General features: G+C 64.6%; 11 protein-coding genes. 8 read left to right on the top strand and 3 right to left on the bottom strand.

What is annotated here, in order from left to right; all coding sequences use genetic code 11:
* Window positions 1-160 precede the first annotated feature (160 nt).
* Window positions 161-1,549, top strand: coding sequence for a neutral zinc metallopeptidase (locus ACV7NQ_RS22930; protein ID WP_463365781.1), 1,389 nt, complete (start codon window positions 161-163; stop codon window positions 1,547-1,549).
* A 34-nt stretch (window positions 1,550-1,583) separates the two neighbouring features.
* Here ACV7NQ_RS22930 and ACV7NQ_RS22925 read toward each other — a convergent pair whose 3' ends face one another.
* Window positions 1,584-2,942, bottom strand: coding sequence for an FHA domain-containing protein (locus ACV7NQ_RS22925; protein ID WP_463361526.1), 1,359 nt, complete (start codon window positions 2,940-2,942; stop codon window positions 1,584-1,586).
* Between the two features lie 116 nt (window positions 2,943-3,058).
* On the opposite strand from ACV7NQ_RS22925, the gene ACV7NQ_RS22920 reads away from it, so the two are divergent.
* The 7 genes from ACV7NQ_RS22920 (at window position 3,059) to ACV7NQ_RS22890 (ending at window position 11,157) form a co-directional block, all read left to right on the top strand.
* Window positions 3,059-4,261: a DUF7373 family lipoprotein gene (locus ACV7NQ_RS22920; RefSeq protein WP_463361525.1), complete on the top strand. Its 1,203-nt coding sequence runs from the start codon at window positions 3,059-3,061 to the stop codon at window positions 4,259-4,261.
* Between the two features lie 373 nt (window positions 4,262-4,634).
* Window positions 4,635-5,768, top strand: a complete 1,134-nt coding sequence (locus ACV7NQ_RS22915; protein ID WP_463361524.1) for a DUF7373 family lipoprotein — start codon at window positions 4,635-4,637, stop codon at window positions 5,766-5,768.
* Between the two features lie 155 nt (window positions 5,769-5,923).
* A complete protein-coding gene (locus ACV7NQ_RS22910; RefSeq protein WP_463361523.1) occupies window positions 5,924-6,973 on the top strand; it encodes a DUF7373 family lipoprotein in 1,050 nt (349 codons plus the stop codon).
* Between the two features lie 20 nt (window positions 6,974-6,993).
* The gene (locus tag ACV7NQ_RS22905; protein ID WP_463361522.1) at window positions 6,994-8,205 is read left to right on the top strand and encodes a DUF7373 family lipoprotein; all 1,212 of its coding nucleotides are present in this window, start codon (window positions 6,994-6,996) and stop codon (window positions 8,203-8,205) included.
* A 285-nt stretch (window positions 8,206-8,490) separates the two neighbouring features.
* Window positions 8,491-10,095 (top strand): serine/threonine-protein kinase, encoded by a 1,605-nt coding sequence (locus tag ACV7NQ_RS22900; protein ID WP_463361521.1) that lies wholly within the window; start codon window positions 8,491-8,493, stop codon window positions 10,093-10,095.
* A 400-nt stretch (window positions 10,096-10,495) separates the two neighbouring features.
* Complete coding sequence (locus ACV7NQ_RS22895; protein WP_463361520.1) at window positions 10,496-10,831, top strand: WXG100 family type VII secretion target; 336 nt, start codon at window positions 10,496-10,498, stop codon at window positions 10,829-10,831.
* 35 nt (window positions 10,832-10,866) lie between these two features.
* Complete coding sequence (locus tag ACV7NQ_RS22890) at window positions 10,867-11,157, top strand: WXG100 family type VII secretion target (protein WP_463361519.1); 291 nt, start codon at window positions 10,867-10,869, stop codon at window positions 11,155-11,157.
* A gap of 120 nt (window positions 11,158-11,277) precedes the next feature.
* Here the strand turns inward: ACV7NQ_RS22890 and ACV7NQ_RS22885 are convergent, their stop codons facing one another.
* The gene (locus ACV7NQ_RS22885; RefSeq protein WP_463361518.1) at window positions 11,278-12,753 is read right to left on the bottom strand and encodes a type VII secretion-associated protein; all 1,476 of its coding nucleotides are present in this window, start codon (window positions 12,751-12,753) and stop codon (window positions 11,278-11,280) included.
* Window positions 12,732-16,772, bottom strand: a complete 4,041-nt coding sequence (gene eccCa / locus ACV7NQ_RS22880; protein ID WP_463361517.1) for a type VII secretion protein EccCa — start codon at window positions 16,770-16,772, stop codon at window positions 12,732-12,734. The genes ACV7NQ_RS22885 and eccCa overlap by 22 nt, the downstream gene beginning before the upstream one ends.
* Window positions 16,773-16,874: the final 102 nt, after the last annotated feature.

Genomic DNA, 16,874 nt, shown 5'->3' with positions numbered 1-16,874 from the left:
GCGGATACTATTCCATCACCCGGACATCGGCGGTGCCCCCGACGCGCCTTTGCCTCGATCCGGCGACCGATGTGAACCTACTGCCGGCCGACTAGGGGGAGCCTTGCCGAAACTCCAAGCGACCGCGGTCATTACGGCCGTGCTGTGCGCAGTGACCCTGATGGCGGGCTGTACCCGCGCGGTGCACGGTCGAGCGGTTTCGTTATACGACGACCCGTTCAAGGTGGCCGGGCTGCCCACCACCAACGGCCCGAGTGGGCCACGGCCCGGCGTCCCGGACACCCTGCTCGCCGCGACCAACGGTGACGGCAGCCCGACCGACATCCTCGCGCTCAACGCCGTCGACGACATCCAAACCTATTGGCACGCCGAGTTCGACAAGGAATTCCAGGGCGCGTTCAAGCCGGTCGACAAGCTGCTGTCCTGGAGTGCCAAGGCGCCCAATAGCGATGCGCTCGACTTCTGCAAGGAGAGCACCTATCACCTGGTGAACGCCGCCTACTGCAGGCTGGACAACTCCATCGGCTGGGACCGCTCCGTGCTGCTGCCGAAGATGGAGGACACCTTCGGCAAGATGTCGGTGGTCATGGTGCTGGCCCATGAATACGGGCACGCCATCCAGAGCATGGCCAAGATCGTGGGCCCCAAAGACCCGGTGATCGTCAAGGAACAGCAGGCCGATTGCTTCGCGGGCGCGTTCATTCGGCATGTGGCCGAGGGCAACGCCAAACACTTCACCATCAATACCTCCGACGGCCTCAACTCGGTGCTCGCCGCGACCGTCGCGATTCGCGATTCCAACCCCGACGATCCGGAAAGCGTGCACGGCTCGGCCTTCGAGCGGGTCACCGCCGTGCAGATCGGCTTCACCGACGGCCCAAAGGGCTGCAAGGCCATCGATATCAATGAGATCGCGCGGCGGCGCGGCAATCTGCCGAAGAGCTTCACTGGCGACCCTGGCCGCGGCGAATATGCGATCACCAAGGAAAACCTGATCGAGCTCAGCAAGGCCCTCGCCGCGATACTGCCCATCCCGGCGGAGCCGACCTACGGCTACTCCGGCGCAAAGATCGACTGCAGCAACGGCGTAACCACCGAACCCGTCTCCTATTGCCCGGCCGAGAACACCATCGCGACGGACATCCCGGAGCTGGCCCAGCGTGGCACCTCCAACGCCGATATCGACGATCCGCTGCCGTTGAAGGTGACCGGCGACTACAACGGCTACGTCGTCTTCATCTCCCGCTACACCCTCGCGGTGCAGCAGAGTCACGGTCTCGAGCTCGCCGGCGCGAAGACCGGATTGCGCGCCGCCTGCCTGTCCGGCGTGGCCACCGGCAAGCTCGCGGAACCGAATCGCCCTGTCTCGCAAGGCGATATCACGCTCTCTCCCGGAGATCTCGACGAGGCGGTGTCCGGCCTGCTCACCGACGGACTGGCAGCAAGCGATGTGCAGGGCAGGACGGTGCCGAGCGGATTCTCCCGGGTGGACGCGTTCCGCGCCGGGGTTCTCAACGGCGAAACCACCTGCACGTCAAGGTATTCCTGATCTACAGCGGCACTCAGCCGAACGGCGCGGGTGCTCAGCCGAACGGAGGCGGCGCCGCCGGCTCGAATCGCAGTACCCGATTGCCGATCATCACCTCGGCGCCGGGCACCAGCATCATCGGGTGGTTCGGTGTCAACCGGACCCAGTCGCGGTAGCCGGGCATACGGGTGCGGGTGCCGTTGGTCGAGCCCCGATCCACCACGGACACATCCCAATTCACCAACATGATCTCGGCGTGCGCGCGCGACATGCCGCCGGAGGTATCGTCGACCTTCAACGGGATCAGCCCGCTCTTGGCCTGCTCGGAATGTTCCGGATCGCGCCCGATCACCGCGTCCGCGGCCAGCATGTAGGTCATGCCGTCGTCGAGGATCAACATGCCGAGCGGCGGACGGACCACCTCGATCAGCGCCTGCGTCTGGTCCACCGGCATCCCGCACACCGTGCAGAACGCCGAGCGCGGATCGCTGGGATGCGCACGCGCACACTTGAATCCCATCACCTTTACAGTGAGGGAGGTGGCCTTCGCGGTCGCCTCCAGCCTGCGCTGCAGATCCGGATCCGGCTGCGGTGCCGGGTTGGTGCCGCCCAGTTGGGTGGGGGCGTAATGCGGGTCGGACGCCTGCGGATCCTGGGCGGCATCGAGCATCGCGGTCGATGCCTGCGTCCCGGTCGGGTACGGGTCCGGCTCAGGGGTGGGCACGGGCTCCGAATCGACACGCGCGGCCGGCGGTGTGACCGGTCGATGCGATCCCGGGCGACCGGCAGCGCCTGCGCCGGACCGGCCGCGCACCTCGTCGGACCAGACGATCGCCCCGCCCGCCTGTGCGACGCCCTCCACCAGCCAGCCGATGCCCCGCTGCGCCGGTAACTCCGGGATGCGTCCCTTGGCGTCGTCGATGAACAGCGCGACCGCGCGAGCGGGCGCACCCGCGACGCGGTCGACGGTGAACGCGGCGTCGCTGCCCCGATAGTGCTCAAAGGTGTTGTCACCGGCCAGCACCGCGGTGACCGAACCGTGCAGGAAGATCGCCACCCCACCCGTCTCGGCCGCCGACAGGATTCCGAAATCGATCGGCTCTCCCGGACTGATCTGTTCGGCGTGCTTCATCAACCACCGTGTGGCTTGTCGCGCCACCAGCGCGCCCGGGCCGTTGGGCTGCTGCTCGGATGCCTCGCGGACCAGCTCGGCCAGCGATTCCAGCGCGACGACGGCAGGCGCCTGCGGGGTCGGCCGGCCGCGCCCACGATGCGCGACCACCACCACCGCACCCGCGACCCGGGCGACGGCGTGGCCTCCGACGACAACCTCAACCTGCCGTTCCTTCAACGGTATCGGCCCCCGGCGGGTGCTGAGTGCGGGTTCGTCGTCACGCACACCAGGGTATTGCACTACGAGAACAATGGGTCCGTTGTCATCGAGTGCGTTCCGCAACAGAAACGACTGAACCTTCCCTGCGTCGGTCCGGTAACTTCAGATACACAACGGGAGGAACGAGGGGCCTTGTCATGGTTCGGATTTCGCGCATCGCGCTTACCGCAGCCTGCATAGCGCTGGCGGGGTTGTTGGCAGGTTGCAGCGTGCAGGGGACGCCGATCGCCGGGGAACCGGACGTCCGCAAGCTGGAGGTCGGGACGTATCCGGTCGATCGCCACAAGTACACCCAGGAGGCGGGTAGCCACGGGCCGATCCTCGAGGGCATGCGCATGTCCGACGCGGTAGTCCCGACCGTCAAGGTTGATCCGGTCCTCAACTTCGGCCGCGGCAACACCCTGATCGCCACTCCCGACGATGCCGTCGACTTCCTCGCCAACGTGTCAAAGCCCGTCCTGGAAAACCGCAAGTTGGTCGCCGGCTACGCCGCCATCGGCGCGGACCGGCCCGACCCGCCCGGCGAGACCCGGCCCGCGCCGGCGGCCACCTCCCTCACCAACGTCGTACTCCGCTTTCCCGACGAAGCCGCCGCGAAACTCGCCGCCAGGGAACTCGAGGACACCGACCTCGGCGTCTCGCCCGACAACCGCAAGGTCCCGTCGACCAAATACCCCGACTCTCACAACCATTGGCGCCCAGGCATTCCCACCATCGGCACCTTCATGGCCTACAAGGAGTTCGTCATCTCCCTGTTCATCCAGCGCCCCCGCGCCGACAGCGCCGACCTGCTGAGCTGGGTCGACAAGACGCTCGCCGTCCAGGTCCCCGCGCTGGACAAGTTCCAGGCCACCCCGCAGAACAAACTCGCCACCCTGAAGGTCGACCCCGACGGCATGCTGGGCCGCGTCGCGGTCAACGACCGCACCGGCCACACCCCCGACGGCACCAGATTCGCCATCTACGGCCCGAACTTCATGATCAGCGCCGCCGACGACGAGACCGTCCGGCAACGCCTGGTCGACGATACCGGCGTCGACCGAGTCGCCATCGTCGACGGCAGCTCGGTCACCCGCGTCCGCGATGCCGCTGCGGCCGAACGACTCATCGCCGGCCTGATCAGCAGCGTCAGCACCACATTCGACCCGATCGGCGCCCCCAACGACATCCCCGGCGCAAAGTGCGTGCAGCTCAACAGCAAAGGCGACCCCCAACGGGACTACAAGTACCGCTGCTATGTGCCGTACAAGCGGTACGTCGGTGTTGTCACCAGTGATAAGGAACCGGACGTGCGACAGAAGGTCGCGGCGGAGTACGCGCTGTTGGCGAATAGCCTTTGACGGTAAGGTCTTTGGCGACTGGTCCGGGGGATCAGTGCCAGCTCAGTCCTGCGCCGATACCCAGGTCGATCATCTGTACCAACGTGCCGCGGCCCAGTATCGCAGGCGGTGAAACACGTCTACCTGGACTCCGGCTGCACAAGATGCCCGGTCCGCCGGCCCCGGTGCTGGCCGCGCGGGTGAAGTAGGATCCCGCCGAGAACTACGGGAACGCAAGGGTAGTGGGCGTGATGCTTGCTACTACCCGTGCCACCTACTGACGTACGGACGATGGCGAAAGCCCTGCCGGGACGGGGGAAGAATGAGGTTCAGCGGCGGGCTTGTCGCGGTGCTAACCGTGATAGCCGTTGCCAGCGTGGGGTGTTCGACGAGCGTGACGGGGAATCCGCAGCCCGGGTTGACGCCGGTGGATCTGACGTCGTTGAAGCCGGGGGCATACTCCCCGGAGCCGAGCGCATACGACCCCGAAATCGACACCGTCCCCGATGTGCGACTGATCGAAGCGCGCCGGATGCTCAACTACCTGGTGCATCCGTTCGAGATCGATAGCGAGATCAACACAAGCAGCAATCTGCGGTTCATGTCCGACGCCGACTCGATGATCGGCCAGAAACAGTTTCCGGAGAAGTACCGTCCGGCCGCAGCGGACAACAATCTGCTCGCCGGAGTTTACGTCACGGGGCTCAATCACGATCTCCGTAACCGCAAGAAACTGATCATCTCCGTGCTGCGGTTTCCGACCGACGCGGCAGGCAAGCAGGCCGCCGACCAGTTCGATCAGATTACGAACAGCGACCCAGGCCGTCATCCGGTTCCGATCGAGGGGCATCCGGACGCCAGAGCCTCGACCGCCGATGACATCACCGCTATCTCGTTCGTCTCGCACGGACCGTACGTCATCGTTACGAATACCGGTGTGCCCCAACCGAATCAAGCAGCCCTGGCCAGCAATATCGGAAAGACCATCGACCAACAGATCGCGCGGCTGGACCAGCAGAAGCCGATACCGACAGATGATCTGCTCGACCTGCCGATAGACCCGGACAGCATCATGCGGCGGGCGCTGCCCAAGGCGCCTGACTACAGCGACCCGTTCATCGCCAAGGACGACTTCGGCGTCTTCGAACCGTCCGGGGAGCTTCACTTCGAGCGAAATCCGAGCGAAATCAAGCAGGCGTTCGATGAGACCGGGGTGGATCTGGTCGGCCGTCGCGGCGGGATCGTCTATCGCACACGCGATTTGCCCGCAGCGTTCCGCCTACAGTCCGCGCTGACCAAGACCGGAAAGAACGACGAGCTACTGGAATCGCCCCCCGGCCTCCCCGATGTCCGGTGCGTCAAGCTCGATGTCGTCGATGACACCAGGGACTTCGACGAGCTGTGCGCTGTCGTCTACGGACGGTATGTCGCCGTCGTAGTCGCGAGAACACCGATGGGCGCGCGGTTGGACCCGGTGCTGTACCAGCGCGCGGCCGCTCAGTACTCGATCTTGGCGAAGAGTGAGTGAGTCCAACTATGCGATTCCGACACAGTCTGTGCATCATCATCGCTGCAGCGGTCGCGGCGACCACCAGTTGCGGTGACTCCGGCCAAAGCACAACCACGCCCGCAATCGATATTTCCAAGCTGGACTCCGGCAACTATCCGACGACTCCTCGCGATATGGACTCGACTCGAACGGCCGACTCCGGCCCGGAGCTCGAGGCAGTCCGGATCGGAAACGCGACACCCTTACCTGTCGACATCGATCCGAAGTACGAATTCCAGCGCTACGTATCGTACGACGGACGCACTACGCCGAAATCCCCCGCCAACATCTACTCTTTGGAACAAAATGAGATAGGCGATCTTTCCCAGGGCTTTATCGCCGGGTGGGAGACAAATGGGGACCGTCGCAAGGTACCTGGTCTCGGGCGCGAGGTAGTTATGGATATTCTGCGTTTCTCGAATTCCGACCAAGCCGAGACCGCAGCTCATCGCATTGCGGACCGGCAGGCAGAGGCGCTACCCGGCGAAACCGTGACGATTCCGGGTTACCCGAAGGCTCACGCGAAATGGTCGCTCAGCAAGAAGTATCTGGACTCACTGCTCGTGCACGACACCATGCTCCTCTACGTGCACATCGATGATCCGGTAAGCGAACCCCCTGATACGACACCGCTGACCGCGTTTACCCGTGCTGCCTTCGACAAGCAACTCGAGATGTTGAAGGACTACTCGCCCACGCCGGTCGACCAGCTCGGATCCCTGCCGCTCGACGTGGACGGCCTGCTCGGCCGCACCCTACCCATCGAGGAACGACAGAAGCGCAGCGACGGGTCTGACCCATCGATGGTGTTGTCGAAACAGGGGGCGCTACATGCCGAACATTACCCAACGCTCGCCAAGGCCGCCTTCGAAGACGCGGGCGTCGATCTGGTCGCGACTGCCAGCGAACGGGTATATCGGGCCCGGGACGCAAACAGCGCTGCCCGCCTGATTGCCGCCCTGGTCGACCAGTATGCCGATGGCTACAAGTCGATCGATAGTCCACCCAATATGCCCGGCGTGAAGTGCTTCGATACCAAGGACAAGAAAATCAATTCGGACCACTATCCGCCAGCGTGCTACCTCACGTACGACAGGTACGTCGCACGGGTGCGGGGAACAAATGTGCAGGAGACGTATCAGAAGGCCGCTGCGCAGTACAAGTTACTTGCCTACGGGCATTAGGGGAGGGCATGAAGTTCGCAATGAGGTCGACAGCGATTCGATCGGTGGCGGCTCTGCTCACGGCTACCGCGCTGGCGACAGCATCCGTTGGCTGTAGCTCGCAGGTGTCCGGGCAAGCCATACGGGTCGAGCCCGACGTGTCGAAGCTCGACGTCGGCAACTATCAAACCAAGCCTCGCGAGATGGGTAATGCCAAGAGCGACAAACAGGCTCGGGCGCGTGAGGCACAGCGACTGGCCGACTTCGTAGCCTTGCCGTACGAAGCCGATCCTTCGTATGTCGAGGACGCGTGGAGTATCCGTCCGCACATCGTGCTCAACCGAAAGCCCCTGGGCAACCTCGTCATCAACGACACCTTCGATGATGTCGCGAAAGACTTGGTGGCCGGCTGGGTCAACGCATGGCAGACCGGTGGCGAAGCCGAGGCCAACCGGCGCACCTTGAACATCGCTGTACTGATGTTTCCCGATGCGAAGACTGCGTCGACGGTCGGCCCGGCTCTCGAACACGACGACTTCACGTATAACGGCGACAACCAGCCGGTGGCGATCACCAAATATCCGGACACGACCGCGCATTGGCGACCGGACATCTCCTCCGTCGGCTCGTGGACCGTGCACGACCGGTATGTCATCTTCATCAAGGTCGTGGACGACACGTCGGCGCCCGACCTGCCCGCGTTGACCACACAGGTCGAGAAGATGCTCGATGTGCAGCTTCCCCTGATCGACAAGTTCCAGCCGACGCCCGCCGGCGAACTCTCGCACATCCGGCTCGACCCCGATGGCCTGCTGGGCCGCACCATCCCCAGCAGCCCGGAAAAACCGATCCGCGCGGAGCCCGATGGCGTCTTCACCGGCCGTGGCACGATGGCCTTGATGAATGGCGACCCGGATACCCTGAAGGAGCTCGAGAAGCACGCGGTCGATCTGGTTTCTTTCGGCGATGCCGTCGTGTTCCGAAGCAAGACGCAGAAGGATGCGGAAGGACTCTGGGCGAACTGGCAGCCGTCGAAGAAGATGAAGCCGAACCAGAAGATGCTCGACGCTGCCGCCGGGCTCGGCGACCATGTCGAATGCTTCGCGGACGGAATCACCGACACCAATCAGGCCGGGTTTATGAATCGGTGCATCTTCCAGGTCGACCGCTACACCGTGCAGGCGTTCGGCAAGCAGCTGCAGGATCTGCACCAGAAGATCTCCGCCCAGTACGCCCTGCTCCAGAGTCGCTGACGACGGTCGGTGAGGAAGAAGCTGTGGCCGATCCTCAAAACCGGGCCCCGGACACCACAACCATCCGCCTTCAGGCTTCGGCTCGTCAACAGCGCACAGAACGTGCGGTTCATCGAGGCCCGCCGAATGCTGAACTACCTCGTAAGAAACTGTTGGTGAGCAGCCGTTGACGCGTGCACGGGAGCAGAGGCAGGACGGATGCAAGTCGAATACGCGCTAGCGACTTGCTAGATTTCTCCGGAAGGCTCGCATGTCCGGGCGTTCGACATCGTTGAGGAGGACCGAATGGCGTTGCGGCCCGGCGCAATAGTAGGGGGATACCGGATACTACAGGTCCTCGGCAGCGGCGGAATGGGCACGGTGTACCTGGCCCAGAATCCGATCCTTCCCCGACGCGATGCGTTGAAGGTCCTCAGCGCCGATCTGTCCACCGACGACGAGTTCCGGGCCCGGTTCGAGCGTGAGGCGAATCTGGCTGCCGGACTCGACCATCCGAACATCGTCGCGGTCTACAACCGTGGTGAAGAGGCCGGACAGCTGTGGATCGCCATGCAGTATGTCGAGGGCACCGATGCCGCGGAAGAGGCCAAGAAGGGCCCCGCGGTAATGACCCCGCAGCGGGCACTGCGCATCGTGTCGGAGGTGGGCAAGGGCCTCGATTACGCCCATCGGCGCGGACTGCTGCATCGCGATGTGAAACCGGCCAACTTCCTGCTCTCCGCCGTCGAGGACGACGATGACGACGACGAGCGCGTGCTACTGACCGACTTCGGCGTCGCCAAGTCGTCCGACGACGGCCAAGACCTCACGGCGACAGGCAATTTCATGGCCACCGTCGCCTACGCCCCGCCGGAGCAACTGGTCGGCACCAGCCTGAACCACCGTGCCGACATCTACAGCCTCGGCTGCTCGTTCTTCAAGCTGCTGACAGGACAGAACCCTTACCCGTCGACGCTGCCTGCCGTGGTGATGATGGGACATCTCCACGAGCCGCCGCCGAAATTGAGTGCGGTCCGTCCGGGGCTGCCCCCCGCACTCGACGGCGTGATCGAGAAGGTCATGGCCAAGGACCCGGCCGACCGGTACGCCACCTGCCGCGAGTTCGTCCAGGCCGCGGAAGCTGCGCTGTATGGAAATCAATTCCGGGCACCCGAGGCGGGATATTCGACCGACCCGCGCACATCCATCGCCGGGTACAGCACCAATCCACACACCCCCGGCGCCGGATACAGCACCGACCCGCGTACCCATATTGCCGGATACCCACAGCAGGTAATGCAACCGCCGCAGCCGCGGGAGAACACCGACCAGTCACTGATCGCAACGCAACGCAACGGCAATAAGCGATCGCGCGCCCGCCGATTTCTGGTGCCCGCCATCGTGACAGCGGTAGTAGCCATCGCTGTCGCGGCGGGCACTTTCTTCTTCACCAGCGGCGGGTCGGATGCCGGTACCGGCGGCGATAAACTCGCTCGAGCCCGTAGCGCCAACCCACAATTCGCGGGAAAATCGGTCACGGCATTCAATTTCGGTAACTCGACGATGTCGGTAGTGCTCAACCCCAGTGATCAGGCCAAGTTCCTGCAGAACATCGGCTTCGTATACAGCCCCAAATACAAGGCCGTCGGCGACGAGAAGTCGCCCCGAGCGTTGTCGGCCAGCAGTTATTTGACGGATATCGATTCCGAGGTTGTGATCGTGCTGCGGACCGACAGCCAGGCCGGGAACGGCGGGCTGCGTGGATTGCCCAGTGGCATTCTGTCCAGCTCCGCGAAGATCGTTGTGATCGACGATCCGTCCACCGTTCAGGCGTTCCAGGTGTGGACGGGACAATCCACAGACACCCTGGTCGACAAGATGGTTCCGACCGTCGCCAAGGTCGTCAAGTAACGTTCACGAGCTTCCGCGACGAGGCCGAGGATGTCGCGGCTGCTGCCCTCGGCGAATTGTGATCGGCTGGTAGACGCGATGCCGCGCCGTTCGGTAGGGTGTTCGCAGCCAGCCCACTCGCCAGTTCAGGTGGTAGCGAGCAGGGGGAAGGAGGGGAGCAGTGCGCTGGTAGCGACCGACGCGACGACACCGCGGTCCGAGATATCCGGGGGATCACATCAAAGGCCCTCCGACCGAGGTAGAGCCAGTCGACAACGCACAGGACCCGTGAGACGTGATGAATCCATCAGATTCTTTCGAACAGGATGGAACCGATCGGGCCGAGGACGCGTCCAACATCATGAACGAGGTCAACTCGCACTTGGGATGTTGACCAGAGACAGAACCAGGAGCAGGAGCGATGACTTCACCACAGAACTTCGTTGCGGATACCGAGGGTATCAACCAGAAGGCGAAGGAGTTTCAGGAGCAGCACAACAGCCTGATGCTCGCTATCAGGACGTTGAAGGCTGACGAGGATCACGTCACCAACGGTGCAAACTGGCAGGGTGCGGCGCGCGACGCGTTCAACGCGTTCATGGAGCGCTACTACTACCAGGCCGACAAGATGAACGACAAGCTGATGGAGACCGCTGACAATTTGCTCAAGATGAGCGGTCAGTTCTCGGATCACGACCAGGACCACGCTCGGAAGGTTCAGGCCCAGGTTTCCAGCCTCGACCTGCCGCCCGTCTAAATCTTCCAGAATCACGCAGCAAAGGAGTCTGAACAATGACCGGTAAGCCGATCTCCGCCCATTTCGACGGCGTTGCAGAAGGTGCCAAGCAGATCATCAAGCGTGCCGAGGATATTCGGACCGAGCTCGAGCAGTTCAATAAGAAGGTCGAAGAGTTCGCACACACCCAGGGTGGTGCGGCGAACGAGGCTTTCCTGCAGTACCAGGGCGTCTGGAACCAGCAGGTCGTCCAGCTGAACGCGACGCTTGCAGGCGCCGGTCAGCTCGTCAACACCGGAAATGCTGAGCTGCAGGGCACGGATAGCGCCCTGGCGAACCTCTTCTGAGATAAGACTCGGACTATTCGTGCCCCCGGCAATCTGCCGGGGGCACGAATTATTTTGCAGGAGCCCCGAAACGGGGACCGGGATATCGGGATAGGTCCGATACACCACTGGCACAACGAATTACGGACTCACCTGAAGCGAAGCCGCGAATTGCTCACAGGTCGTTGCTATCGGCTCCCAGGCACCCAGGTACTGACACCCCGTGCTGACCTGAAGCCCGTGCTCCACCAGCACATGCCAGCGCACCGTCGAGCCATCACTGGGGTGTTCCACATAGGACAGGCCTGATTTTCCGCCGAACACTTGATCGCGTTTCAGGTCGGTCAGCGTGCCGTTCGGCTTCTGCCGCATCTGTGTCTCCAGGTTCGCGGCGACCTGTTCGTAGCCGGTTCCCGCGGCGACCGGTGTCTGCGTCACGGTGATCCGCATCTTGCTGCCATCCTCCGGGACGAGGTCGACGCGCGCCTTGCCCGGGTCGGATGCCTGGGCCATTCGCCAGCTTGCGGGCATCTGGAAGCGCAGGCGCCCAACGGTTTCCGATGATGAATTCGGTTCGGTGGTCGGCGAGGGTTTGGCAACGGTCGTCGCGTGCGGCGTCGTACCTGCCGGTGTGGAGGTCCCTGCAGACACCGCAGAGGTATCGCCGGAACCGCCCAGGATAACCCCCGCGCCGATTGCCGCTGCGGCTACCACGACTGCCGCGGCCGCCGCGGCAATGTAGGCGGTCCTGCGCCGGGCGGGGGCCTGCGCGGCGGCCGCGCGCTGACGCAGCGGCTGCATCCACTCCGCGGTCGGCAGGGTCGGGGCGACATTCGGCCGGTAGCCGGGTTCCTGCCGCGGTGCACGCACCAGGTCGGCACCGGCGATCGGCCGGAGTTCGACCGCGGGCCCGCCGACCGGCTGCACCGCGGCGTGGATCAGATCGAGTTTCGCCGGATCCGAAACACCCACGGCCTGAACGACATCGGCGGGTTGGCCCGCGAGCAGCCTGCCGACCAGCGCGGCCAGATCATCGACGCCACCGGAATCGGGGCCGATGTCTGCCAACGCGAGATTCGGCTCGTACTCACAGGATTCGAGATGGGCGCCCTGATGGCTGCGCACCACCGCGGTGGCGGTTGTCGACAGGGGACCGAATTCCAGGACGACGGTGCGCCTGCTGCGGCCGGTGCCCTCATCGGCCGACACCGCGCGAATTGCCATGTCCTCGAACACGACATCGGTGGCGAAACGGCGAACGGCGGCGTCGAGGACCGCACGGCTGCGCGAACCCCATTCGGTCGGGCAGACGACGGTGACCTGATCACACGGCGTGGCAACGCCCAGGTTCTGCAGCACCGCGCCGATGACCGCGGTCATCGCTTCGGAGACCGCGGGAACGCGCGGCAGGAGCGCGATTCGCTCCCCCGCGATGAACTGCACCGCGGAGCTGACCTGAGTCGGCGGCGTCAACGGCTCACCGACGACCAGGTCTCCGTGGCTGCCCAATACCACCGACGGCGGCACGTCCCAATGCGTGGCCGGTCCGCGCGCCCACATGCGCTTGTCCGTAACCACAAGGTCGACGACGGACATCACTCCGCCGCCGGCATCCATGCCAGCTGAATCAGATCCTCGCTGTTGCGCGTGACATAGGTGCCACGCCCCGGCGGCTTGAGGCCAGGACGCGTGGTACCTATCAGCACGCCTTCGTCCTTGTTGCAGCTCATGATCAGGCCCGCGGAACCGAGGTCCTTCATCCTGGCCAGCGTGGCCTCGTACATGGCACGGCTCGCACCGCCGGAGCGACGCGCGATGATCAGGTGGAAACCGAGATCGCGTGCGTGCGGCAGATGTTCGACCAGCACCGACACCGGGTTACCCATGGACGTGGCGACCAGGTCGTAGTCATCGACGATGACAAACAGCTCAGGCCCGCTCCACCACGAACGATCCCGCAACTGCTGCGGCGTCACGTCCTGTCCCGGCGTCCGCTGACTGACGTAAGCGGCGAGATCGGCCATGTTCTGGGTGAATTGGGGTGAGGTGGATCCATAGCCCGCGAGGTAACCGTCGGGCACCAGGCCGAGCATCGTGCGACGGTAGTCACCCAGAATGAAGCGCGCCTGATTCGGGGTATTCGTCGCCGCGATGCCGTCGATGATCGAGCGCAGCATGGAGGTCTTACCGGACTCGGTGTCGCCGAAGATGATGAAGTGCGGGCTCTCGTTGAAGTCGATATAGACCGGGGCGAGCTCGGATTCGTTGATACCGAGCGGAATCCGCATGTTCTTGGCGTCCGGGTCGACCTGCGACGGCCAGTTACCCGCGAGCTGCAGCAGCTGTTCGCGCGGCAGCATCTCCGGCAGCATGCGGGCCGCGGGCGCGTGCCTGCCCGGCGTGAGGTGAGCGATCGTCGCCACCGCATCGCCGACCGCCGAACCAAGATTGGTGAGATCGGAACTGCCGTCGATGCGCGGTAGCGCGGTCAGCATGTGCAGGCACTCGGGTGTCATACCGCGACCGGGTCGACCCTGCGGAACCAGCGCGGCGAACTTGCGCCCGAGGTCGGAGTCCATCGGGTCGCCGAGTCGGAGCTCGATCCTGGTGCCGATCTGGTCCTTCAGCGCCGGACGCGCCTCGGCCCACCGGGCCAGCGCGATGACGACGTGCACACCGTAGGAAAGTCCCTGCACCGCAAGGTTCATGATCGGCTGCTCGAGCGGATCGAAGTCCTGGCGGATAGAGCCGAAACCGTCGATCACCAGGAACACGTCGCCGAACGGGTCCTCGTGCGCGCCAGCCGCGGCCGGGCTGCTCGAGGGATCCATAGCCCGCAAGCGGCGGAACTCGGTCATGGATTCGATGCCGAGCTGACGGAACCGGGCCTCACGCGACCGGACGATGGTGTTCATCTCGGCGATGGTGCGCCGGACCTTGTCCTCGTCCAATCGGCTTGCCACCGAACCCACGTGCGGCAGGCCCTGCAGGCTGCCCAGGGTGCCACCACCGAAGTCGAGGCAGTAGAACTGCACCTGTTCGGCGGTGTGGGTGAGCGACAGCGCCATGATCATGGCGCGCAGCGCCGTCGACTTGCCGGACTGCGGACCGCCGACGACCGCGACATTGCCGCGGGAGCCGGACAGGTCGACGACCATCGGGTCGCGACGCTGGTCATAGGGGCGGTCGACAATGCCCATCGGGGCGCGCAGCGTCGCGGTGGCCGAGTACTCGCCGGTGAGGATGGAGCGCGGGATGAGCTGATCCAGGGTGGGCGCCTCGTCCAGCGGCGGCAGCCAGATCTCGTGCGCCGGGCGGCCGTGGCCATGGATGCGGGAGACCAGCATGTTCAGGTTGGAGATCTGCTCGCCGTCGTCGGACCGCTGCTCGGGCTCGTGATTGGGCTCCGAGGGCAGCGGAATGCGGTCGGCGGGACGGAAATCCACGTGGGTGGCGGCGAACGAGCGAGCCTTCACATCGATTTCGCCACCGGCGATCCCCGCGCTGGTGACCTCGCGCTGCGAACCGCCGCCGACGTAGGGGCCGGAGACATACGACGCCTGGAAACGCTGGATCTCACCGGAATCGGACTTGAGGTAACCGCCGCCGGGGATGCCGGGCAGGTTGTACGCGTCCGGAACACCGAGCACCTGGCGAGATTCGTTGGCGGAGAAGGTTTTCAGACCGATCCGGTAGGAAAGGTGGCTCTCCAGGCCCTTCAGCTTGCCCTCTTCGAGCCGCTGCGAGGCCAGCAGCAGGTGGACGTGCAGCGAGCGGCCGAGGCGGCCGATCATCACAAACAGTTCGGCGAAATCCGGGTGCTGGGTGAGCAATTCGGAGAACTCGTCGAGTACGACGAACAGCGCGGGCAGCGGATCCAGGTCTGCGCCCGCGGCACGGGCCTTCTCGTATTCGGAGACGTTGGCAAAGTTGCCCGCCTGGCGCAGCACTTCCTGGCGGCGGTTCATCTCGCCCGCCAGCGCATCCTTCATACGGTCTACGAGGTCGGCCTCGTCTTCGAGGTTGGTGATGACGGCCGCGACGTGCGGTACGCCGTCGAGGCCGAGAAAGGTTGCGCCACCCTTGAAGTCGACGAGCACCAGGTTCAGCTGGTCGGGCGAATGGGTGGACAGCAGGCTGAGCACGAGGGTCCGCAGGAACTCGGACTTACCGGAACCGGTGGCGCCGATGCACAGACCGTGCGGGCCCATGCCGCTCTCGGCGGCTTCCTTGATATCCAGTTCGACCGGCAGGCCGTCGGCGCCGACACCGAACGGGACCCGCAATCGCTCGCGGCCGTAGCGCGGTCGCCAGGCATGCTCGGGGTTGAACGTGCCGATGTCGCCGAGGCTCATCAGCTGCGACCATGACGAGATCACCTCGGAGCCGTCGACCTCGACATCGCTGCTGCGCTGGGTTGCCGCGCGATACGGCGCGAGCCGACGAGCGACCTGCTGGGCCTGCTGCGGGGTGATCCGGTCGATCAGCGCGAAGCGCTCCTGGTTGCCGGTGGCGCCGCGGCCCACGCACTCGCCGTTCTCCACCACCATCTTGATGCCGCGGGAGACCGCCAAACGTGGTGCGTACCCACACAAGTCGATGAGGGTGACGCCCTCGTAGCCGGATTCGCGCAGCTGATCATCCTCGGCCTCGAGCAGACCGCCGTCGACCACGATGACGATGTGCACCAGGTTGACGTTCGCGGGCTGGTTACGCGAGTAACGAACGCGGTTGGCCAGCAACGGATGTAGGCCCGTCATGGCTTCGCGGATCGAGCCGTAGAACATGCGCTGGGTGCCGATGCCGTCCTGCGCGTCGGGGTGCTGGGTGTGCGGCAGCCACTTGGTCCACTCCCATTCCCGCGCGGTGTCCGGCCCGCACACGACAGCGACCAGCACTTGATCGGGCGCCTGGAACATGCACAGCTGCACCAACATTGCGCGGGTCATTTCCCTGGCCTCGGCGCGATCGCCGTCCAGGGCGATGGTCGCGAAGCCCTTTACCGCGATCGCGGTGGGCAGGTCGGGGACCGTCGAGTGCGCGCGCACGAAACGGCGCAGCGACACCGCGGCAATCGGTTCCAGTTCCTCGACCGGGCCGGTCTCCGGCGCGACCAGCCGGGTGGCCAGCCGCTGTCCGCCGATGCCGATGCGGGCATGGCAGAAGTCCTTGTCACCGGCGCGCCGCTCCCACATGCGGCTGGTGCCGGCCAGCATCCAGATCAGACCCGGTTCCGGATGGCTCCACTCGACGGAAGCGCGCTGCTGCCGGGCGGTCTCGTCGACATCCTTGCGGACCTGATCGAGGTAGCGCAGGTAGTCCTTGCGGTCCTCGTTCGCCTCGGCGGCCTTCGCCCCCTTGCCACCGCCCTGACCAGCGAACATTCCGACCATGGAGAAGACCATCATCATCGGGAACATCATCGTCATCGGGTTCGATGAGATGCCGCCACCCTGGGTGAACATCAGGGCCATCATCCCGACCATGCCCACCACCATGACGACGGGCATCAACTTGCCGAGCAAACTTCCGGGTGTCACCCGGGGGATCTCGGGCGGCGGCTGCAGGGTGACTTCACCGCCGGGAGAACGCGGCATCTCTCGACGCGCACGGCGCTGGAACCGGACTGTGCTCATCGGACGAGAAATCCCCCTTTTCACAGCTGTACTTCGGGCTCAGTGTAGAGCCGGCAGCTGACATGTCGTACAGTTCGACCAGCATTCTGCTGCCCGAACCGT

The sequence above is a fragment of the Nocardia sp. Tas62D01 genome (assembly GCF_055232035.1).
The sequence above is the reverse complement of the archived record's forward strand: the minus strand, read 5'-3'. Positions and strand labels throughout refer to the sequence as shown.